Source organism: Faecalimonas sp. (assembly GCA_029264305.1).
GTDB lineage: Bacteria > Bacillota > Clostridia > Lachnospirales > Lachnospiraceae > Faecalimonas.
Genome location: JARICA010000018.1, coordinates 32,582 through 54,283, shown reverse-complemented (window position 1 = coordinate 54,283; position 21,702 = coordinate 32,582). Strand labels below are relative to the sequence as shown.

Below are 21,702 nucleotides of genomic sequence, written 5' to 3'. Positions count from 1 at the left end.
TAACTAATATTTTTTCGGTTGTAAACCAACATTAAGCACTAATCCAATCCCAATAAAGAAAGTTACAAGAGAAGTTAATCCGTAACTAACAAAAGGTAAAGGAATACCTGTATTTGGAAAAATTCTTGTTGCCACACTAATATTAATAAAAGTTTGTATTCCTATTAGTGCGGCTATTCCTCCACAAATAATTTGTCCTGCCAGATTTTGTGCTTTCGTACCTATTATTATACATTGTATTACAATTAATAACAACAAAATTATTGTAATACAACAACCAACAAATCCTAATTCTTCTCCAATTATGGCGAAAATAAAGTCTGTTTGTGGTTCTGAAATAAAATTACCATTTTTTACTGAAGTTGTCCCTTTATTGTTTAACCCTTTTCCCGTTGCTTGTCCAGAACCAATTGCCATAAGCGAATTAATCTGTTGATATGCTTCTTGATCTGCATATTTATCTGGTTCTAACCACGAAAGAATACGTTTTTGTTGATACGACTTAAGTAATTTTTGATTAGGTTGTACTGCAATAATTAAAAAGATAATAACTAAAGGAACTGCGATTAAAAGTACAGTACGAATAAACTTATAACTCAAACCGCCAATAAACATAAGTATACAAAAAAGTGCAGCAAGACAAATTGTATTTGATAAATTAGGTTGAGCCACAATCAAAACAAGTGAAGGTAAAATCAAAAGTACCGCTTTAATAATATTTTTTGGTTCATTTAAATCTTCTTCGTGATCCATCAAAAACTTTGCAAAAAAGATAATCATAAAAATTTTAGTCAAATCAGAAGGTTGTACGCTAATAACTTTCAAATCAATCCATCTTTGTGCTCCATTTACTTCTTTACCAATTAATTTTACAAGGACTAGTAACACTACGTTTATGGCATACATAATCCATGCAAAATTTAATATCCAATTGTAATCGATTACTGCAACAATAAGCATAGTTATAATGCCTAAAATAACTCCCATAATTTGTTTCCCTTGATAACTTGGCTTAGCACTTCCTACAACAAGTATTCCTATTGTAGAAATTGCCAAAACAAGTACAATCAAAGAAATTTTTAAATTTTTTAGTTGATAATTTTTTATTAATTTCACTGCTTATCCTCCAGTTAATTACATTCTCCAGCTAATTTAATCGAAATATTAGATTTTGTAATTTCAACATCAAATACTTCTGGAGATACTTCTATGTACTTTGAAACTGTTAAATATAATTCATTTTGTAATTTTTCGAATGTATCGGGTGTACAATTTACTCTGTCTGAAATCAAAAGAACTTTTAATCTGTCTTTTGCAATAACAACAGAATTTCTCTTCTGTCCTGATTCAAATACATTCATTTGTCTAACCTCCTAATTTTTCTGAAAGAGATTAGAAAGTTTTTTAAAAAAGCCTCTATGCTCATCCAAATCTAATAGTGGAACATCTTCGCCTAAAATACGCCGACATATATTTTCATAAGCTTTTCCAGAAAGACTTTCACATCCAACAACCACTTCCCCTTGGTTTGTACTAATAACAATATTTTCATCATCCGGAATAGCTCCTAGCAAATGAATTGCAAGAATCTCGGTCACATCATCAATCGACATCATATCTCCTCTTTTTACCATGTCAATACGAATGCGATTGATAATTAATTCTAAATTTTTGATTTTATTTTGTTCTAATAAGCCAATGATGCGATCTGCATCTCGGATAGCCGATACTTCTGGCGTTGTGACTATGATTGCTCTGTTTGCACCTGCAATTGCATTTTGAAATCCTTGCTCAATTCCAGCTGGACAATCAAGTAAAACAAAATCAAATTCTTCCTTTAATTCTGAAGTTAATTTTTTCATCTGCTCTGGAGAAATTGCCGTCTTATCTTTCGTTTGTGCAGATGGAAGAAGATATAATTCCTCATATCTTTTATCTCTGATCAAAGCTTGTTTTAATCGACAATTGCCTTCAATCACATCTACAAGATTGTAAACAATGCGATTTTCCAATCCCATAACTACATCCAAATTTCTTAAACCCAAATCCGTATCAATAACAACTACTTTTTTACCCAACTTTGCCAGTCCAACACCTATATTGGCAGTACTAGTTGTTTTTCCAACACCACCTTTTCCAGATGTTACTACAATAATTTCGCCCATTTTAATTCCTCCTGTATGTAAGCCTCATCATCAAATATTGATTGAAATGTTATACTTTTTCCATTTTGAATTGCGATTTGAGGCATCATAGACATATACTCATTTTTTGTGACCATGATTGGTTTTACTGCCAAACTTCCAATTTTTAATTGATTTGGTTGCATCGAAAGCGAAAAAACAAAAGAATTTTGTCTACCAGTAATTCCTGCATAAGCATTTCCTTTTAATTTTCCAAGGACAACAATATTCCCTTTCGCAGCTATCGTTGCCCCTTCATCTACATCGCCTAAAAGAATAATACTTTTTTCCGATTCTAATACTTGTTTTTTGTGCAGACTCCCTTTACAAAACAAACCATCTTTTAATTCCTTTTCTAAAAGGCTTTCTTCCACACATCTTTTGTACACTTGCTCGCGTTTTTTATCATTGTCTATTATACACACAATTTCAATTTGAGCTGTTTTAGAAATCATCTCGATTAATTGATGTTCTTCATCTTTTGTGAGAATACGCCCCTCAAATGAAACAGCTAATTTTGCATGATGAAAAAATTTAACTGTATCATTGAAAATTCTATTAACTTCATCTAATAATTCTTTGAAATCTACATTTGGATGAAGTTGAATTAAGAGGCCGTACTTATTACTTTTAACTGTAACTAAGCGATTCATTTTATTCTCACCCCTTTTTTCTAATCACCTACTGTTGCAGATGTTACAGAAGATGCTTCGTTATGAATAATTTCCGAACTATTTGCTAAGTTGAAATAATATCTTACAATATCTCGTCCAATTTCTGCAGCAAATGCTGATTTGTGTCCATTTGCTATACGAATAGCAACACTAATTTGTGGTGCATCACTTGGCGCAAACCCTACAAATAACGCATGATCCGGATGTAACTTACTTTGTTGTGCAGTACCTGTTTTACCAGACATTTTAAAGTTAGATTTTTTTAATGATTTGAAAACCCCACTCGAAGACACCATACTTTCCATACCTTGATGAACAAGATTCCATGTCGTCTTTGAAACATCTTTTATTTTATTATTTACTTTTGGTTCGTATTCTTTTACTACTTTTTTATCTACAGTTTCAACTTTGTTTAATAAAGTCAAATCATATACAGTACCTTTATTTGCTACAGCTGATACATAACGCGAAAGTTGTGTGACAGTATAGTTATTTGTACCCTGACCAAAAGCAGAACGAACTGCATCTTCAGTAGAAATAGTAGATGAAGATTCTGGAATTTCAACACCTGATTTTTGATCCAACGCAAACATTTTTGCATATTTGGTTAAAATCTCGATACCTTTTTTACTTGAATAATTCCCCTTTTCATCCATACTCATCCGGTATGCCATTTCACTAAAAAATATATTACATGAATGAGAAATGGCTCCTGTAATATTTAATCCACCATGTGCCCCTGGATAAATCCAGCATTTCGGACTTGGCGTGATTTTTGTAAATTTACCTGTACAAGTGAAAGTTGTTCCACCTGTAATTACCCCTTCTGTTAAACCAGCAACAGCAGAAATTGGTTTAAATGTAGAACCTGGAGCTGTTGTTTCTTGAGTGGCATTATTATAAAGAGGTCTAGATAATCCAGTAACCAGTTCATTATAGTATTCGGAATCCATTGTGTTTGCAAGACGATTATTATCATATCCAGGATAAGAAACGCAAGCCAATATTGCTCCCGTATTTACATCTGTAACAACTGCTGATGCAGTACAAGGTTCAAGTCCTAATTGTCCAGGTGTGATTTCTAAAGATTTAATCTTTCCACGAAGGAAATCATAAGCGTTTATTGTTCCTGCATTTAACGCATTTACTTGCTTTTCATCATATTTTAATACCCCTTGTTCATATAACATCAAGCAAATTTCTTTTCCTGTAATCGTGCCATCTTTAATCATATATTTATAGATCAATTTATCGAACCCTATATTAGATGACAAATATTCTTTTACAAAAGAAAGCATTCCTTTATACACTTCATTCGCATCGGAATAATCTCCTTTTCCTTCAATATAATCTTGAAGTTTTGAAGTGTCTACCCAGTTTTTTGAAATTGCATATTGCAGATATTCTTTCAAACTAATAGAATCGTCTTCTTTCCATGCCTTATATATTTTATCATTTGTATCAATTTTATCTTTCACTAAAATCCCGGCATTTTTTGTTAAAACATCATTCGCAACATAACTCATATATGCCTGCATTTCCTTTGAAAGATTTTTGTATGGTTTCGCTGATGCAGAATCTAATTCATCTATAATTCGATTCAACATAACATCTTTTCTCTTTAAAAATTTTTGATAAACAGCAGTTTCTTTTGTTTTCGCATTTTTATCCGAAAAATGTTTAATATTCAAAATATTATTAGCAAAAAATGAATTTAAAACATCATCAAATGGAATTACTTTTACATCTTGCGTTCCTGCCCGTTTTTCAAAATTCATTACATTTCTCATATTAGCAAGAATAATACCTGCCAATTGTTCTTCCAAAATTTTATAAGTAGCAATTTGTAAATTTTTATCAATAGATAAATATAAATTATTTCCAGCTTCTGCTTTTGTTGTCTTGTCTCGTTCAATAATTTTTCCTACATTATTTACATAAAGAACTTCTTTTCCGTTTTTCCCTTGCAATATTTCATCCATAGACTGCTCTAATCCAGCTTTTCCGATAATATCTGTTTTAGAATATTTTTTCCCATCTGCTTTAAAATTTTCATATTCTTCTGTAGATATTTTTCCAGTATATCCTAGTATAGAAGCAAAATATTTACTATTTGGATAAGAACGGAGTGAATCTTCTTGAATGTCTACTCCTTGTAATTCATCCAAATTCTCCATAATTGCTGCTACTGTTTCATTACTAACATCAGAAGCAATTGTAGTAGGAATGTATTTTTGAAAACTATTCAATCCCATTGCATATCGGACATTAATTAATTTTAGAACCATTTCTTTATCGTATTTTTTTCTATCTATACCATAACCGTATTGTTTGTTGTCGCAAAGATATTTGATAATATCATTAGGTTTAGATTCTTTTTGCTCTTTCGACAAACTGTCCACTTTTGCTTTTCCATATACGTCAGCAATAAATCTCATCCTAGCTGTTCCTTCTGGATGAAGAAAACTATATTCATTATTTTCATCTAACACAATTCCAAAATCATTAATAATTGCGTCTCCATTTTTTTCAATAATTCCAATTACCTTTTCAATTATTTGATTGATTTTCTTGTTTTTTTCTTTTTTATCTTCATAAGTACCATTATCTTCAATAGTTACTGTATATGCCAACTTATTTTCTGCTAACACTTGACCGTTTCTATCATAAATAATTCCTCTAGTACCTTGTACTTCTCTCGTTTTTTGTATCTGTAATTTATAGTTATCTAAATAATTTTGACCATTTACAATTTGCAAACTGAAACATCTTTGAATCAAAATACCAAATAAAATAAAACATACGATAACCACAACAAATAGTCTGGACTTTAATATTTCATTAATTGCTTCTTTTATTCGATTAAACAAATTTACTTGCACTCCTTTTCTCTTCGGTTTCAAGTTTTCGATTAATGTGTAAAATAATCTGGTATAACACTAATGTTACTAAAATAGTATACATTAATTCCGGCATAATAATATGCAATAAGTAATAAATAAAATCAAATTTACTTCTCATTAGATAAACACATATATAAATAACTAAACCGTATAACAGTTCGCTTCCTGCAATCAATGCTAAAGGAAGTTTAATATCTTCGTCGTAAAACAAACGCTTAAAAAACCCATTTGCATAACCGAGCAATGTATAAATCAAAGCATAAAACCCAATTACTCCCTGCAATCCAAAAAAAACATCCACCATTAATCCACATATAAAGCCTACAACCATACCTTCATTCTTTCCTCTCATAAAACCAAAAGAGGAAACGATTACAACAAGAAGATTTGGTGTGACACCTGCTAACGAAATGCTTGGAAAGACTGTCGTTTCAAGCAAAAAGCAAACTATAATGATGAAAAAAGTTATTATTTTTCTTTTTATCTTCATTAGATTTTTCTCCTTATTTCTTTTTCTCGACTAAATCTTTCTTTGTAGAAGTAATAACCAATACTTCCTGAAGTTTTTTAAAATCTACAACCGGCGTAATATAACCAGAACGTGTTAAATTGTTATCATCCACATTAATTTCACTGATGTAACCAATAAGAATACCTTGTACATATTTTGAACTAATTTGCGAAGTAACAATTTGCTCACCTTCTTTTACTTTTGTAGTATTATTGGCAAGTTGCTCAAAACGAATTCTACCATCTGAAAGTAGTTTTAAATCTCCACGCACGACACAAGTATCTGACGTAGACAATACCATACCACTTACATTACTTTGATCATCTATAATTGCTCTTACTTCCGAAGAATGTGGTCCTACTTTTGTTACAATTCCGACAAGACCTGTGCCTGCAATAACATTCATATCTACTTTGATTCCATCTTCACTACCTTTATCAATAGTAAAAGTACTGAACCAGTTGCTTCCATTATTTCCAATAACACGAGCCCCAACTTTTTCATAATCAGAATATGTTTGATCTAATTTATACAATTCTCTTAATCTTTCTAATTCATATTTATCTTGTTGTAAACGATTATTAGAAATAGTTAAAGAATCTACTTTCTTTTTTAGAGATTTATTTTCTGCCTTAACATCTTGCAATGTATCAAAATTTTCTGTCAAATCACTTAGATACATTCCAACCCTATTGATTCCTTTTTGCATAGGTACAACGGTATAATCAGCAACTGCCTTAAAAGGTCCAGATGCCTTTTCTGAAACTAAAGACAATCCGATAAAAATAATACAGATTGTAGTAATAATTAATAGCCAATATTTACTTGGTACTGATAGTTGATTTTTTCCTTTCATATTATCTCATCCACCTAAAATTTTCATCAAGCATTGAATATGCTAGTTTTTGTAATTCTTTTGATAAAATTATTTTTTTTAATCCATTGACTGCACTTAGTTCTGGATTCTTTGCTAATGTTACCTTTAATCCTGTTGTTGCTTCCATATATGTTGAAAGACCTCTTAAATTTGCCAATCCTCCAGTCATATATATTCCATTTTTCTTTACCTCTGTTAACACTTCTGGAGGAGTACGTTCAATTAAAGATTTTATAGAACGACTTATCTCTTCAAGAGATTCCTTTATAGCTGCTCGCACAAGACTAATAGAAACGTCATATTGTGTCGGAACACCTGAAATCAGATTTCTTCCCGCAACAGAAAGCGTGTGATTACTTGCATCATCAAAAATACCAAATTCTTTTCTGAGTGTTTCAGCAGTCAGCCTTCCAATAAGAAAATCATGATTATGTCGAACACGATTAACAATTGCTTCATCCAATGTCACTCCGCCCACTTTGACTATTCTGTTCAGAACAAGACCTCCATAAGATAAAACAGATAATTCTGTGATTTCCCCACCAAAATTGGCAATGAAAAGCCCTTTTTCACTTTGAACATCTAAACCAATTCCAACAGCATCTGCAATTCCACGTTCTACAATATTAACTTCTTTCGCTTTTGCTGTTGAATGAATAACTAAGTCAAAAAAAGCACGTTTCTGCACTTCTGTAACATCTGTAGGAACGGCAATTATATATTTAGAACCACGAGAAAAACGCTTTCCTTTTTTCAATAAATTTTGCAACAGGTATTGTAAATCATTAAAATGAGAAATTTCTCCTTCTTTCATTGGGAAAACAACTTCAATATTATCTGGTGCTTTCTCATACATTTCATATGCCTCATCACCTACTGAAAAAATGCTATTTTCATTTTCAATAGCAATCGCATTCTTTTCTGTCCAAATTGTATCCCTTTTTTTATCATATACTTTAATCTCATATGTTCCCAAGTCTAATCCATATATATTCCCTAACATTCTATTTCCTCTCAATGGGTTATATCAACTCTTGCTCTGCTAAACTGATATAACAGTTGTTGCCAATAATAATATGATCAAGCAACTCAATCCCAATTAATTTTCCTGCTTCTTTTATCCTTTTTGTAATTAAAATATCTTCTTTACTTGGATTTGGATCACCGCTTGGATGATTATGCAACAATATAATAGATACAGCATTTTTTTGCAGAGCCTCAATAAATAATTCGCGTGGAGATACTAAAGATGCATTCACAGTCCCTTTTGAAATATTTGTTTCTCCTATTAATCTCGCTTTTGTATTTAACATGAGAAGTTTCATATGTTCCTGCTGATGATGTCGCAGGTCTTCCATATAATATTCTGCAATCTTTGCGGCAGATGAAAAATCAAGACCTTTGATTGCGGAGGCTTTGGAAAGTCTTTTGCTCAATTCCACAATGCAAACTATCTGAAGTGCTTTTACACGTCCAATTCCGTGAATTTTCTTAAGTTGTGTCAAAGAGTACTGATGTAAATTAACAAGTCCCCCTTTTTGATTTGAAGGATATAAAATACGTCTTGCTAACTCAAGAGAGTTACAATTAATCGATCCATTTCTTAACAAAACTGCTAAAAGTTCAATATCTGTCAAACTATTTACACCCAAGCGTTCACATTTTTCATATGGACGCTCCTCTTCTATCATATCTTTTATTTTCTTTGTTTGACTCATTTTTATTATAGACTCATTACGACACAAGATTTATTTTAGCATACTTTAAAATGAGTGTACACACTAAACAAATTAATTTTTTCTGAAGAAAATCGAATTTAGTCGAATGCTCGATAAATCTTTGCAATTTCTTCAGCTACTTTTAATCCATCCATTGCTGCAGAAGTAATACCTCCTGCATATCCCGCACCTTCTCCACACGGATAAAATCCCACAATTTCGCTCATCAATCCCTCTCCTCTTTTTATTCTTACTGGAGAAGAGGTTCTACTTTCCACTCCAGAAAGCAATGTATCCTCTTGCGAAAATCCTCGAATTTTGTTGTTAAATTTTTTCATTCCTTCTTCAATAGATTTTGCGATTTCTTCTGGAAAAATTGATCTAACATTAGCAAATTCATAATTTCCTTTCATGTATGGTGTCACTTTTCCAAAACAAGATGAAACTCTATTTTTACAAAAATCACCATAACGCTGTACAGGAATTTTTCCTCCCGCTAATTGATATGCTCTTTCTTCTAACCTTCTCTGAAATTCCACTCCAGAAAGCGCGTTCGCTCCCTTGTAATCTTCTGGTGTTACAGTAACAATAATTGCACTATTTGCATTTTTCCCATTTCTACTATGATAACTCATTCCATTTATGGCTAAACGTTTTTCTTCAGAAGATGCGTTGACTACATACCCTCCCGGACACATACAAAACGAATAGACTCCTCTTCCATTTGGTAATTGTTCAGCCACTTTATAAGATGCAGCAGAAAGTAACGGCTCTTCTTCCATACCATATTGAGAAAAATTAATCATAGATTGTAAATGTTCTACACGTACACCAACTGCAAAAGATTTCGCCTCCATTGGTATGTGTTTTTTATACAACAGTTCAAAAGTATCTCTTGCACTATGTCCTATCGCAAAAACAACTGTTTCACATGGTATTTTTTCTTCTCCATTAATAACTAATTGTGTTATTTTCTGATTTTCTATACAAATATCCGTTACTTGGCTACGAAAACGTACTTCGCCTCCATTGTTGATAATAGATTGACGCATCTTTTTTACTACTTTTGCAAGAATATCTGTCCCGATATGAGGTTTATTTTTATAACAAATATCTTCCGGTGCTCCATTCTCCACGAAAATCTCTAAAACCTTTTGATTCCTTCCAAAAGAATCTTTTACAAGTGTATTTAATTTCCCGTCGGAAAATGTTCCCGCACCACCTTCTCCGAACTGTACATTAGAATTCAAATCTAAATTCCCCGTCTGCCAAAATTTCTCTACATCCTTTATTCTTTCATCTACTGCTGCACCTCTTTCTAGCAAAAGTGGTTTATATCCATGTTTAGCAAGTATATAAGCACAAAAAAGTCCTGCTGGTCCACTCCCTACAATAATTGGTCGATAGTGCATAGGATTTTTCCCAGTTGGTGAAAAATGATATTTGACAGAAGGCGAGAACATAATCTGATTATTTTTAACTTTATGCAAAACACTTTTTTCTTTGGGAACAGTTACATCTACAGTATATGTATAAAAAATTTCTGGCTTTTTTCTTGCATCAATGGACTGCTTAATAATTTTCATCTCTTTTATCTCACTTACAGATATGCGTAACATTTTTCCAATTTTTTTCTGCAACTCTTCTTGTGTATGTGTAATTGGTAATTTTATTTGATGAATTCTAATCATATTTTTTCCCTCTCGCAGCATTTTCTCCAGCTATATAACCAGTGGTCCATGCCCACTGTAAATTATAACCTCCACAAATTCCATCTATATCCAAAAGTTCTCCTGTGATATAAAGTCCTTTTGCATACAAAGATTCCATTGTACCTAAATCTATTTCGTTTAATCGAACACCACCTGCACAAACTTGTGCTTGTTCAAAAGAATTTGTTTTAATGATTTCTATTTCAAATCCTTTACATTTATCAATCAAACGCTCTAATCGTTCTTTTTCCACTTTAGAAATCAGTGTTCTTTCTCTTACTCCTGATGCTCTAAGTAAAATCGGTATCAACTTTTTATTAATCAATCCCACAAGAAATTCTCCAGCTTTCTTTTCATTATTTTGCTCTATTCTGTTTCTAAAAAATTTTGTTAATGCTTCTTTTGAAAATTCTGGAAAAAAATCTAAAATTACTTTGGGCGTTTTCTTTTCATAAAGTGCAATGGCCGCAAATCGACTAATTTGAAAAACTGGTATTCCCGATACACCATAATCCGTAAATTGGATTTCTCCTATATCTTCTCCGAACAATTTTCCGTCAACATAAAGAGAGATTTTGGCATCTGAGCGTACACCTGAAATTTGTTTAAAAAAACTTCCGTTTCCATGCAATTGCACTAATGCTGGAACTATAGGAGAAATAGTATGTCCAAATCCTTTTGCAAGAGTATATCCACTTCCATCCGAACCAAGAGAAGTTGCAGCTTTCCCTCCTGTTGCTAAAATAACCGAATCCGCAATATAACTTCCCGTAGAAGAAATAATTTCAAATTGTTTTCTCTTCGTTATCGTTGTAACGTGACTATTGCATACGATTTCTACATTCTGTCGTTTCAGTTCCATGTTAAGCACATCTACAATCGCAGATGCTTGATTAGATTTAGGATAATAATATCCATTTCTATTTTTCGCAAGAACACCAAGTGTAGAAAAAAAATCAAGTGTATCTTGTGTACCAAATCTATTTAATACAGAACTTATCCCCTTTATATCTTCTCCATGGAAACATTCGCTATTCATATTCGCATTTGTAAAGTTACATCTACCATTTCCAGTTGCCAAGATTTTCTTACCTATTTTTTCTTTATGTTCTAAAATAGTAACATCTGCCCCATTTCTAGCTGCTATAATGCTTGCCATCAAACCAGATGCTCCTCCTCCAATGACAACAATTTTTTTATTATTTCCCATAATATCCTTTCGCTTTACTAAGACAATTTCACAAGACCAGCCTGCACTAATTTTTCTAAGCTCATTAAAATTCCTAATTTTGCATGTGTCCATGTAAGTCCACCTTGGAAATAAACTGCATACGGTGGTTTAATTGGTCCATCTGCACTTAATTCAATAGAAGAACCTTGTACAAATGCTCCGGCAGCCATAATTACATCACTATCATACCCAGGCATTGCCCATGGTTCAGGAGTAACATAACTATCTACAGGTGCTGCTGCTTGAATTCCTTGACAAAATGCGATGACTCCTTCCGGAGTTCCAAATTCGACTGCTTGAATAATATCATGACGACTTTCACTTCCATTTGGAATAACTGGAAATCCTAATTGTTCATAGATATTAGCAGCAAATATGGCTCCTTTTAATGCACCACTTACAACTGTAGGTGATAAAAAGAGTCCTTGATAAAATGATTGCATAACACCAAGAGATGCACCTACTTCCTTTCCCAAACCTGGAGAGGTTAAACGATAAGCACAATTTTCAATACATTCATTTTTCCCAGCAATATATCCACCTATTGGAGCTAATCCTCCTCCTGGATTTTTAATAAGAGAACCTACAACCATATCCGCTCCAACATCACTCGGTTCTATTGTTTCAACAAATTCTCCATAACAATTATCTACCATACAGATTACATCCGGTTTGATTTTCTTAACAAAAGAAATTAATTCTCCAATTTGTGTAACCGAAAAACTTGGTCTTGTTTGATAACCTTTAGAACGTTGGATCGTAACTAATTTTGTTTTTTCAGTAATTGCCTTTTCGATCTTTTCATAATCAAATGTACCATTCGGAAGCAAATCTACTTGTCGATATGAAATTCCATATTCTGCAAGCGAACCTTTTGATTCACGAATCCCAATCACTTCCTCAAGTGTATCATAAGGCTTACCTGCTGGTGATAGAAGTTCATCTCCTGGCCGTAAATTTGCGCTTAACGCAAGTGCAAGTGCATGTGTACCACAAGTGATTTGAGGTCTTACTAAAGAGGCTTCTGTATGAAATACACTTGCATAAACTTCTTCAAGCGTATCTCGTCCTAAATCATTGTATCCATACCCACTAGCATAATTAAAGCACGCCTCACTTACCCTTCTTTCCTGCATCGCCTGAATCACTTTTAATTGATTAAATTCGGCAACTTCATCTACTTTTTGAAAACGCTCTTTTAATTTTTGTTCTATTTTTTCCCCAAATGCATAGACTTCCTCTGAAATTCCTAATTGTTTATATTGTTCTTTTGTTTCTAACATGAAAATGTAATCCTTTCTTTTATTTTTTTAAGAAGAAATTCTAATATTTTCTCCTCACTATAATTCAATTGATCTTTATTCACCCATATAACATCTTTTTCTCGCTTAAACCATGTAATCTGACGTTTTGCAAAATGTCTTGTATCACGCTTTAAAATATAGATTGCCTCTTCTAATGAATAAACACCATTTAAATAATCTAAAATTTCTTTATAACCAAGGCCTTGCATAGATGTCATATCGCGATTATATCCTTTTTCTTTTAATGTCCTTACTTCATCAACAAGCCCTTCTTTTAACATATGATCAATTCGTATTTCAATACGCCCATATAAATGTTCTCTTGTGTCATTTAATACAAAATAACAAAATTGATATGGAGATTCTTTTGCTCTTTCTCTTTCATTATGTTCAGATATTTTCTGGCCAGTCTGTTTGAAAAATTCTAACGCTCTTATTACACGTTTCACATTATTTTTATGAATCATTTGAGCGGACTTCTCGTCCACATTTTCAAGCATTTTATGAAGATATTCTGCTCCTTTTATATTAGCAATTTCTTCTAATTCTTTTCTGTACGTAACGTCTTCGTTATTTTCAGTGAAATCAATATCATATAAAAGCGCTTGAATGTAAAATCCTGTTCCCCCTACAAGAATAGGAATTTTCCCTTTTTCATAGATTTCTTCCATTGCTTTTTTTGCTAATTGCTGAAATTTCACTACATGAAATTCTTCATCTGGTTCTAACACATCAATCAAATAATGCTTTACACCTTGCATTTCTTCTTTCGTAATTTTGGCTGAACCAATATCCATATGTCTATAGACTTGCATAGAATCTGCAGAAATAATTTCTCCACCTATTGTTTTTGCTAAATCAATAGATGCTTTTGTTTTTCCAACAGCAGTAGGTCCTGTTAAAATAATTAATGGCTTTTTATTCATTCTAAACAATCCTCTTAAATTTTTTTTCTAATTCTCGTTTTGTCATTGCAATAATTGTTGGTCTTCCATGTGGACAATGATATGGATTCTCTAATTCTAAAAGTTCTCCAATCAATGTATTCACCTCTGCAGAAGACAATTTTGTATTTCCTTTTACTGCTGCCTTACACGACATAGACGCAATTTTTTCTCCGATTAGATCAGGGGCTTCAGCAGAAGTAATCTCATCAGAAAGCTGATCAAGCATTTCCATTAACAACTCTTTTTTTGCAATGCTAAACAAGTTATCTGGAACCGCCCTAACTGCGAATGCATCCCCACCAAAATCTTCTATTTCAAATCCTATTTTTGTAAATAACTCCATATGCTCTGTTAATAAATTTTTTTCCTGCATAGAAAGATTCAAAATAATTGGAGGGCTTAAATACTGAGAAGTAAATGTTCTATTCTTCATACCATGTAATGTTTTTTCATATAACACTCTCTCATGTGCTGCATGTTGATCAATAATATACAATTGGTCTTTGAACTCTACAAGCCAATACGTATCAAACAATTGACCAATCACTGTATATTCTTGCGATGCTTTCTTGGATAATAACTTCTCATCAAAAAAATTTAATTGTTCTATTTTTTGCTTCTCCCGTAGATCTAATTTAGGTGTTTCTACTATTGTAGAAACACTCTCCTCTTCTCGCGCTTTATTTTTATTATATGTAACGGCTTCTTTAATCCTATCAATTTGCATATTCCCCCGATGTAATTCTTTTGTATCTTTTACTTCAGCTTGTGAAGTTTGCCGATGATACGATGCCACTCGCTCCTTCATCTTTTTCATAAAATATGCTTCATCATGCTTTTCAGGTAATTTTTTCTCTACTATGGATTTTTCTACAACAGTTTTGGGTAATTCTACTCGGGGAATCAATTCTGGCTCCATAAGTGTCTTTTTTACTACTCGATAAGCGAAATTATATACTTCCTGCTGATGACTAAAGCGAAGTTCCATTTTTGTTGGATGTACATTTACATCAATTTCATTTCCATCTATCCAAAAATGAAGTACTGTAAAAGGATACCTATGTTGCATCGTAAAATCTTTATATCCATCCTCAATTGCTTTCGCGATAATATTACTTTTTACATATCTACCATTAATATAATAATTTTCATAATTTCTATTTCCTCTAGAAATCATAGGTTTTCCAATATACCCACTCACCCGTAAATTTTCTTCGCTGTAATTAATCTCTAATAAATTATTGGCAATATCTCTACCAAACACATGATAAATTACATCTTTTACATTTCCATTTCCTGATGTATGAAATTTACTTTGTCCATTATTAATAAATTGAATAGAAACTTCAGGATGAGATAAGGCAAGACGTATCATTAATTCATTTACGTGACTTGCTTCTGTCATAGGCGTTTTTAAAAATTTGCGGCGAGCAGGCGTATTATAAAAAATCTGATTTACAAGAAATGTTGTCCCTTCTGGTGCCCCTATCTCTTCAAGACTTTTTTCAGCACCACCTTCAATTGTATATTTTACTCCAAAATCACTCTCTTTTGTCTTTGTAATCACTTCTACTTGGGAAATTGCTGCAATACTTGAAAGAGCTTCTCCTCTAAATCCAAGTGAAGTAACTGTTGCCAAGTCTTTTTCAGAACGTATTTTACTCGTAGAATGTCGTAAAAAAGCAAGTGAAACCTCCTCTTTTGGAATTCCACATCCATTATCTGTTATTCGAATAAAAGAGATTCCACCTTCCCGTATTTCAACAGTAACAGAGGTTGCCTTTGCATCAATTGCATTTTCTACTAATTCTTTTACAATGGAAGCTGGTCTCTCAATCACTTCCCCTGCGGCTATTTTGTCAATTGTAATTTGATCCAACACCTGAATATTTGGCATATTTCTTCCCCTTTTCTTTTACCACCTGTTTTTTAATTTATTCTGCAAACGATAAATCGTATTCAACGCATCCATCGGTGTCATACAACTTATATCCAATTCTTCCAATTCTTTTAAGACATCATCATCTTTTACCGTATCAAACAAAGACATTTGTGCTAAATCTACCTCATCATATTTCTTTTTCTTTGTTTTTGATTCTTGATTTTGTATTTTTATATCTTTTACCCTTGTTGTAATATCTGCTTCACTTAATTCGCTAACGATTTCTTTTGCTCTTGAAATAACAGTTTCTGGTACTCCTGCTAATTTTGCAACCTGTATTCCGTAGCTTTTATCTGCTCCACCTTTTACAATTTTTCTAAGGAAAACAATATCGTCTCCTTTTTCCTTGACGGCAATACAATAGTTATTTACACTATCAATTTTACCTTCCAATTCTGTTAATTCATGATAATGTGTCGCAAACAATGTTTTTGCGCCAAGCAATTTTGCGTTACTAATATGTTCCACAACCGCCCATGCAATACTCAAGCCATCAAATGTACTTGTTCCACGTCCAATCTCATCTAAAATAAGCAAACTTTTATTTGTCGCATTTCGTAAGATATTTGCAACTTCTGTCATTTCTACCATAAATGTACTTTGCCCAGATGCCAAATCATCTGAAGCTCCAACTCGGGTAAAAATTCGATCAACAATCCCAATATTTGCACTTTCAGCAGGTACAAATGTTCCAATCTGTGCCATAAGAACAATAAGTGCTGTTTGACGCATATACGTTGATTTTCCCGCCATGTTTGGTCCTGTAATAATAGAAAGTCTGTTTTTTCTATCATCTAATAAAGTATCATTTGCAATAAACATATCATTTGGAATCATTTTTTCTACTACAGGATGCCTTCCATTTTTAATGTCAATAATTCCTTTCTCATTAATCTTTGGACGTACATAATTATTTCTTTCTGCCACAAGTCCCAACGAAGCGAACACGTCTATTTTTGCAATTGCCTTGGCTGTTTTTTGTATACGAACGACCTCAGTCGCAATTTGATCTCGAATTCTACAATAAATTTCATATTCTAGTGCATACAACTTGTCTTCTGCCCCTAAAATAGTATCTTCCAATTCTTTTAATTTAGGAATAATATATCTCTCTGCATTTGCAAGTGTTTGTTTTCTTGTATAATAGTCAGGAACAAGATCTTTATAAGAATTAGTCACTTCTAAATAATAACCAAACACTTTGTTGTATTTGATTTTTAAATTTTTAATTCCTGTTTTTTCACGTTCTTCTGCTTCTAATTGTGCAAGCCATGTTTTTCCTTCTGTTTTTGCACTACGAAGCTTATCTACTTCTTCATCATATCCATCACGAATAATCCCTCCCTCTTTCATTGCAAGAGGAGGTTCTTCTTTAATTGCATTTTTCACAAGTTCACACAAATCAACCAATGGATCTAGTTCATCATGAAGTCTCACTAACAATGGTGCTGTCATATCAGATAAAATATATTTTATATAAGGCAACATAGCAAGAGAACTCTGAAAAGCGATCAAATCTCTTGGATTTGCTGACTGGTATGTAATTTTACTAATCAATCTCTCCAAATCATAAACAGGAGTTAGGTATTCCCTAATTTCTTCTCTTGCAATAGCATTATTTTTCAACTCGCCTACTGCATCTAAACGTTCAAGAATATCTGTTTTATTGATTAATGGTTGCTCTACATAACTTCTTAATGTTCTTGCTCCCATTGCAGTTTTTGTTTTGTCCAAAACCCACAAAAGTGAACCTCTTTTTTGTTTTTCACGAAGTGTTTCACATAATTCTAAATTTCTTCTTGTAGAACTATCGAGTAACATATATTTTCCTGTTGTATAACTGGTAATTCCTGTCAAATGTGAAAGGGTTGTTTTTTGTGTTTCGTAAAGATATTTAAGAAGTGCTCCTGCACCTATAACTCCACAATTATAATCTCCAAGACCTAAGCCTTCAAGAGAACTCACTTTAAAATGATCTCGCAATACTTTCTCACACATAGAATCATCAAAGTACCATGCATCAAGGGAATATACTGCTATTCCAAGACGATTTTTCAAATCATCTATATCAACTCCACTCATATAAAAAGGTTCATTACATATAATTTCTGAAGGTGAAAATTTAGCAATTTCATCTAAAAGTTTTCTTCCACTATCTAATTCCGTCACAAAATAATCTCCTGTAGAGACATCCGCAACAGAAAGACCATATCTATCTGCGATATAGACAATACACATAATATAATTATTTTTTGACTCATCTAGAGATTGTGTATTTAAATTTGTTCCTGGTGTAACAATGCGCACTACTTCACGCTTTACAATTCCTTTAGCCATTTTAGGGTCTTCAACCTGTTCACAAATAGCCACTTTATAACCTCTTGATACAAGTTTTGTCAAATATCCTTCTACAGCATGATATGGAACACCACACATAGGTGCCCTTTCTTCCATTCCACAATTTTTCCCTGTTAATGTTAGTTCTAGTTCTTTTGATACGGTAATTGCATCATCAAAGAACATCTCATAAAAGTCTCCCAATCTATAAAATAAAATACAGTCTTGATACTGTTTTTTGGTTTCTACATATTGTTTCATCATTGGAGTCAATTCAGACATTTCACATTTCCTCCTTATTTTTAACGAGAATAATCCCATTTTCTTTATACGTTATCATATCATAACAAATTTCAAAGTGGTTTTCAAGTTTCCGGTTCTCTATAGCACATGAAAATCTGGCTTTTCCTCACCATAAAACCAATATAAAAAAAATCCTACTCCTATTATCCCTAAAGCACATAAACCAGAAAAAATAATAGCAAAAGGTAAACAAATTTGTCCAAATAGTTGAAAAGGTTGATCCGTATAATCCCAAACCTGCCAATTAAACCATTTATTAACAATAATACCTGTAATAAATTCACCACAAACCACAAAAATTGTACATCTTAAAATTTGAATCCATAAGGGATCTTTCCATCTTGTTGTCAGTCCTTGCCACATACAAAAAACCACACAAATGCCCCCTAACACAAACATCGTCCAATGAGAGAAGCCTCGAAAAAACACTTCAAATGTATAATAAAGTGTTCCACCTAACGCCCACATAAATAAATATTCACTGATTTTTTTCAAAGAAAAACGCCCTTTCTATTTACTTTATTTTATTCCTAGTAAATAGTTTGGACGTATGTTCTTAAAATATGGATGGTAGATATTTCTTATTCTACCATTTTACCGATATAATAAAATCCTTTACATTCTTCAAGATTCACAGTAACAATTTTCCCAATAAGTTCTGCTGTTCCTGGGAAATGTACCAAGATATTATTGCTTAATCTTCCTGTTACAAGAGAAGCGTCATGATCATTTAATGATTCTACTAAGACTTCCTGGGTTGTTCCTGTATGTACACTACATACTTCTGCAGAAATTTCCTGTACTTCCTTTAGCAACCGATCAAAACGATTTTTCACAACTTCTTCTTCAATCTGTTCTTCCATTGCAGCAGCAGGTGTTCCTGTACGTTTTGAATAAATAAATGTAAATGCGCTATCATAACGAACCTGCTTTACAATATCCATTGTTTCCAAAAAATCTTCCTCTGTTTCCCCAGGAAATCCAACAATAATATCTGTTGTTAATGAAATATCTGGAATAGCTTCTTTAATCTTTCTTACCAACTCTAAATATTGTTCTTTTGTATAACGGCGATTCATTTTCTGTAAAATTCTTGAACTTCCTGATTGTACAGGTAAATGTAAATGTTTGCAAATCTTTTTCGAGTTTTTCATTACCTCGATCAATTCATCAGACAAATCTTTTGGATGTGATGTCATAAAACGAATTCTTTGAAGACCTTCAATTTTCTCCACTTCTTGTAATAATTGAGCAAATGTCATTGGCGTTTCTAAATTCTTGCCGTAGGAATTTACATTCTGTCCAAGCAACATAATCTCTACAACTCCATCTGCAACAAGGCGTTCTATTTCTCTTATAATGTCTTTCGGATTACGGCTTCTTTCACGTCCACGTACATACGGCACAATACAATAACTGCAAAAATTATTACAACCAAACATAATATTTACGCCAGATTTAAAAGAAAATTTTCGTTCACTTGGTAAATCTTCCACAATTTTATCTGTATCTTTCCAAATATCAATTACCATACGTTCTGATTCAAAACGTGTCACAATTAACTCTGCAAATTTATAAATATTATGGGTTCCAAAAATCAAATCTACAAAACGATAACTTTTCTTTAATTTCTCTACCACTTCAGGTTCTTGCATCATACAACCACAAAGTCCAATCATCATATGTGGATTCTCTTTTTTCACTCTCTTTAATTGTCCAAGACGACCATAAACACGCATATTAGCATTTTCACGAACGGTACATGTATTATATATAATAAAATCTGCCTTTTCCTCGTCTGTTTCCTCTACATAACCAATTTGTTCTAAAATACCAACTAATTTTTCAGAATCTCTTGCATTCATTTGACATCCAAATGTTGTCACACAAAAAGTAAGAGAACGTCCTAATTTTTCTGCTTGTGCAGAAACATATTTTTTTGCTTTTGCTATATAATAATATTGTCTATCTGGTTCAAGAACAGGTGCTTCTTTCTCCAAATCAATTTCATTTATCATCTTCTCTAAATCTTTTAACATATATTTTCCTTTCTTTTATCAAAAGTGGTCTATAACGCTACAATTATACGATATCGAAAATACTTTTGCAAGAATACAATACCCTATATAAACTGATTTTTTCCCTCATCATATTCATATCCTACACTTTCAAGTTTGCATATAATATCTTTTTTATCTGCATTCATATCTTCACACAAAGCATCTAGACTTTTATAATAATCTCTCAATTTTGTATTAACAACACTCAATAAAAGAATTGCATCCTTTGGTAAATTTGTCATAGTATTTCTCCTTCATCTGTCCATATTTTATCTAGGTTTATGTCGTGTTTTTCTACAGGAATATGTTTTCTTTCTTGAAATGAAAACCCAATTCCAATTTTAAAATGATTTGGATGTTTTTCAAGATATCTATCATAAAATCCTCCACCATATCCAAGACGATGTTTTTTTCGATCAAAAGCAACTACCGGCATAAGCAACAGAGCATTTTCTTCTGTTGCTTCCACATTTGTTTCTGGTGGTTCAAAGATTCCTCTATATCCTTCTTTGAGTTCTCTCACATCCTGAATATAATAAAATTTCATTTCATTTCCACGCACTTTTGGGACGGCTATCCGTTTTCCTTTTTTTAAGCTATACATAATAAAACGCCATGTGTCCACTTCACCGTGATAGGACACATAGCAATAAATTGTTTGGCTTTCTTGATATATCGGTTGTTCAAGAAGAAATGCCATCAAAAGCTCACTTCTTCTTTCCCACTCTTCTTTTGAAAGCAATTCTCTTCTTCTTAAATTTTCTTTTCTAATTTGTTTTTTTGTTTCCAAATTTTTCTCCCAAATTTGTAATTGTTCCATCTTTTTCCTGAATAGAAATATTGTTTAATTGACCACGAAGGTTTCTTTTGAAGGCGTCAATATATTCTGCTCTTAATACTTTTTGCTCTTGTAGTTCTTCTTTTGTCAATCCTTCTGCTTTTGATTTTCTATACAACTCATTAATTCTCTCAATTTTTTCTTCTAACATTTCTTTTATCC

General features: G+C 32.5%; 20 protein-coding genes. All 20 read right to left on the bottom strand.

The genetic code is table 11. From position 1 onward, the window contains the following. Positions 1–3: 3 nt before the first annotated feature. On the bottom strand, positions 4–1,116 hold the full coding sequence (locus ACY2U7_RS05770; protein WP_461812751.1) for an FtsW/RodA/SpoVE family cell cycle protein: 1,113 nt from the start codon (positions 1,114–1,116) through the stop codon (positions 4–6). Between the two features lie 14 nt (positions 1,117–1,130). Further along, a complete protein-coding gene (gene minE / locus ACY2U7_RS05765; protein WP_461812750.1) occupies positions 1,131–1,361 on the bottom strand; it encodes a cell division topological specificity factor MinE in 231 nt (76 codons plus the stop codon). A gap of 12 nt (positions 1,362–1,373) precedes the next feature. Then, on the bottom strand, positions 1,374–2,165 hold the full coding sequence (gene minD, locus ACY2U7_RS05760) for a septum site-determining protein MinD (protein ID WP_461812749.1): 792 nt from the start codon (positions 2,163–2,165) through the stop codon (positions 1,374–1,376). Continuing rightward, complete coding sequence (locus ACY2U7_RS05755) at positions 2,147–2,836, bottom strand: septum site-determining protein MinC (protein WP_461812748.1); 690 nt, start codon at positions 2,834–2,836, stop codon at positions 2,147–2,149. The genes minD and ACY2U7_RS05755 overlap by 19 nt, the downstream gene beginning before the upstream one ends. A 20-nt stretch (positions 2,837–2,856) precedes the next feature. Next, on the bottom strand, positions 2,857–5,739 hold the full coding sequence (locus ACY2U7_RS05750) for a penicillin-binding transpeptidase domain-containing protein (protein WP_461812747.1): 2,883 nt from the start codon (positions 5,737–5,739) through the stop codon (positions 2,857–2,859). Next, positions 5,720–6,250: a rod shape-determining protein MreD gene (gene mreD / locus ACY2U7_RS05745; protein ID WP_461812746.1), complete on the bottom strand. Its 531-nt coding sequence runs from the start codon at positions 6,248–6,250 to the stop codon at positions 5,720–5,722. The genes ACY2U7_RS05750 and mreD overlap by 20 nt, the downstream gene beginning before the upstream one ends. A 13-nt stretch (positions 6,251–6,263) precedes the next feature. Further along, positions 6,264–7,127 carry a rod shape-determining protein MreC gene (mreC, locus tag ACY2U7_RS05740; RefSeq protein ID WP_461812745.1) on the bottom strand — a complete coding sequence of 288 codons (864 nt, stop codon included), beginning with the start codon at positions 7,125–7,127 and terminating at the stop codon, positions 6,264–6,266. A 1-nt stretch (position 7,128) separates the two neighbouring features. Further along, positions 7,129–8,151 (bottom strand): rod shape-determining protein, encoded by a 1,023-nt coding sequence (locus tag ACY2U7_RS05735; protein WP_461812744.1) that lies wholly within the window; start codon positions 8,149–8,151, stop codon positions 7,129–7,131. Positions 8,152–8,170: 19 nt separating this feature from the next. After that, the gene (gene radC, locus ACY2U7_RS05730; RefSeq protein ID WP_461812743.1) at positions 8,171–8,866 is read right to left on the bottom strand and encodes a RadC family protein; all 696 of its coding nucleotides are present in this window, start codon (positions 8,864–8,866) and stop codon (positions 8,171–8,173) included. Positions 8,867–8,964: 98 nt separating this feature from the next. Next, positions 8,965–10,557: an NAD(P)/FAD-dependent oxidoreductase gene (locus ACY2U7_RS05725; RefSeq protein ID WP_461816044.1), complete on the bottom strand. Its 1,593-nt coding sequence runs from the start codon at positions 10,555–10,557 to the stop codon at positions 8,965–8,967. Continuing rightward, complete coding sequence (locus tag ACY2U7_RS05720) at positions 10,550–11,881, bottom strand: BaiN/RdsA family NAD(P)/FAD-dependent oxidoreductase (RefSeq protein WP_461816043.1); 1,332 nt, start codon at positions 11,879–11,881, stop codon at positions 10,550–10,552. The genes ACY2U7_RS05725 and ACY2U7_RS05720 overlap by 8 nt, the downstream gene beginning before the upstream one ends. After that, positions 11,806–13,092, bottom strand: coding sequence for a methionine gamma-lyase family protein (locus ACY2U7_RS05715; RefSeq protein ID WP_461816042.1), 1,287 nt, complete (start codon positions 13,090–13,092; stop codon positions 11,806–11,808). Before ACY2U7_RS05715 ends, ACY2U7_RS05720 begins: the two co-directional genes overlap by 76 nt. Beyond that, entirely contained in the window at positions 13,086–14,039 is a 954-nt protein-coding gene (gene miaA / locus ACY2U7_RS05710) for a tRNA (adenosine(37)-N6)-dimethylallyltransferase MiaA (RefSeq protein ID WP_461816041.1), read from the bottom strand. Before miaA ends, ACY2U7_RS05715 begins: the two co-directional genes overlap by 7 nt. 1 nt (position 14,040) lies before the next feature. Then, entirely contained in the window at positions 14,041–15,957 is a 1,917-nt protein-coding gene (gene mutL, locus ACY2U7_RS05705) for a DNA mismatch repair endonuclease MutL (RefSeq protein WP_461812738.1), read from the bottom strand. An 18-nt stretch (positions 15,958–15,975) separates the two neighbouring features. Further along, complete coding sequence (mutS, locus tag ACY2U7_RS05700; protein WP_461812737.1) at positions 15,976–18,621, bottom strand: DNA mismatch repair protein MutS; 2,646 nt, start codon at positions 18,619–18,621, stop codon at positions 15,976–15,978. Positions 18,622–18,720: 99 nt separating this feature from the next. Further along, positions 18,721–19,137 carry a putative ABC transporter permease gene (locus tag ACY2U7_RS05695; RefSeq protein ID WP_461812736.1) on the bottom strand — a complete coding sequence of 139 codons (417 nt, stop codon included), beginning with the start codon at positions 19,135–19,137 and terminating at the stop codon, positions 18,721–18,723. Between the two features lie 86 nt (positions 19,138–19,223). Continuing rightward, positions 19,224–20,681, bottom strand: coding sequence for a tRNA (N6-isopentenyl adenosine(37)-C2)-methylthiotransferase MiaB (gene miaB / locus ACY2U7_RS05690; RefSeq protein ID WP_461812735.1), 1,458 nt, complete (start codon positions 20,679–20,681; stop codon positions 19,224–19,226). 83 nt (positions 20,682–20,764) lie between these two features. Beyond that, a complete protein-coding gene (locus ACY2U7_RS05685) occupies positions 20,765–20,944 on the bottom strand; it encodes a DUF4250 domain-containing protein (RefSeq protein WP_461812734.1) in 180 nt (59 codons plus the stop codon). After that, positions 20,941–21,492, bottom strand: a complete 552-nt coding sequence (locus ACY2U7_RS05680; RefSeq protein ID WP_461812733.1) for a 5-formyltetrahydrofolate cyclo-ligase — start codon at positions 21,490–21,492, stop codon at positions 20,941–20,943. Before ACY2U7_RS05680 ends, ACY2U7_RS05685 begins: the two co-directional genes overlap by 4 nt. Further along, positions 21,470–21,691 (bottom strand): DUF896 domain-containing protein, encoded by a 222-nt coding sequence (locus tag ACY2U7_RS05675; protein WP_461812732.1) that lies wholly within the window; start codon positions 21,689–21,691, stop codon positions 21,470–21,472. The genes ACY2U7_RS05680 and ACY2U7_RS05675 overlap by 23 nt, the downstream gene beginning before the upstream one ends. Positions 21,692–21,702 lie beyond the last annotated feature (11 nt).

What these genes read in the sequence shown, in the direction of transcription:
- ACY2U7_RS05735 (WP_461812744.1), bottom strand. Translation starts at nt 8,151, where the DNA reads ATGTTAGGGAATATATATGGATTAGACTTGGGAACATATGAGATTAAA.
- ACY2U7_RS05675 (WP_461812732.1), bottom strand. Translation starts at nt 21,691, where the DNA reads ATGTTAGAAGAAAAAATTGAGAGAATTAATGAGTTGTATAGAAAATCA.
- mreC (WP_461812745.1), bottom strand. Translation starts at nt 7,127, where the DNA reads ATGAAAGGAAAAAATCAACTATCAGTACCAAGTAAATATTGGCTATTA.
- ACY2U7_RS05720 (WP_461816043.1), bottom strand. Translation starts at nt 11,881, where the DNA reads ATGGACACATGCAAAATTAGGAATTTTAATGAGCTTAGAAAAATTAGT.
- ACY2U7_RS05685 (WP_461812734.1), bottom strand. Translation starts at nt 20,944, where the DNA reads ATGACAAATTTACCAAAGGATGCAATTCTTTTATTGAGTGTTGTTAAT.
- miaB (WP_461812735.1), bottom strand. Translation starts at nt 20,681, where the DNA reads ATGTTAAAAGATTTAGAGAAGATGATAAATGAAATTGATTTGGAGAAA.
- minD (WP_461812749.1), bottom strand. Translation starts at nt 2,165, where the DNA reads ATGGGCGAAATTATTGTAGTAACATCTGGAAAAGGTGGTGTTGGAAAA.
- miaA (WP_461816041.1), bottom strand. Translation starts at nt 14,039, where the DNA reads ATGAATAAAAAGCCATTAATTATTTTAACAGGACCTACTGCTGTTGGA.
- mutS (WP_461812737.1), bottom strand. Translation starts at nt 18,621, where the DNA reads ATGTCTGAATTGACTCCAATGATGAAACAATATGTAGAAACCAAAAAA.
- ACY2U7_RS05755 (WP_461812748.1), bottom strand. Translation starts at nt 2,836, where the DNA reads ATGAATCGCTTAGTTACAGTTAAAAGTAATAAGTACGGCCTCTTAATT.
- minE (WP_461812750.1), bottom strand. Translation starts at nt 1,361, where the DNA reads ATGAATGTATTTGAATCAGGACAGAAGAGAAATTCTGTTGTTATTGCA.
- mreD (WP_461812746.1), bottom strand. Translation starts at nt 6,250, where the DNA reads ATGAAGATAAAAAGAAAAATAATAACTTTTTTCATCATTATAGTTTGC.
- ACY2U7_RS05725 (WP_461816044.1), bottom strand. Translation starts at nt 10,557, where the DNA reads ATGATTAGAATTCATCAAATAAAATTACCAATTACACATACACAAGAA.
- radC (WP_461812743.1), bottom strand. Translation starts at nt 8,866, where the DNA reads ATGAGTCAAACAAAGAAAATAAAAGATATGATAGAAGAGGAGCGTCCA.
- ACY2U7_RS05715 (WP_461816042.1), bottom strand. Translation starts at nt 13,092, where the DNA reads ATGTTAGAAACAAAAGAACAATATAAACAATTAGGAATTTCAGAGGAA.
- mutL (WP_461812738.1), bottom strand. Translation starts at nt 15,957, where the DNA reads ATGCCAAATATTCAGGTGTTGGATCAAATTACAATTGACAAAATAGCC.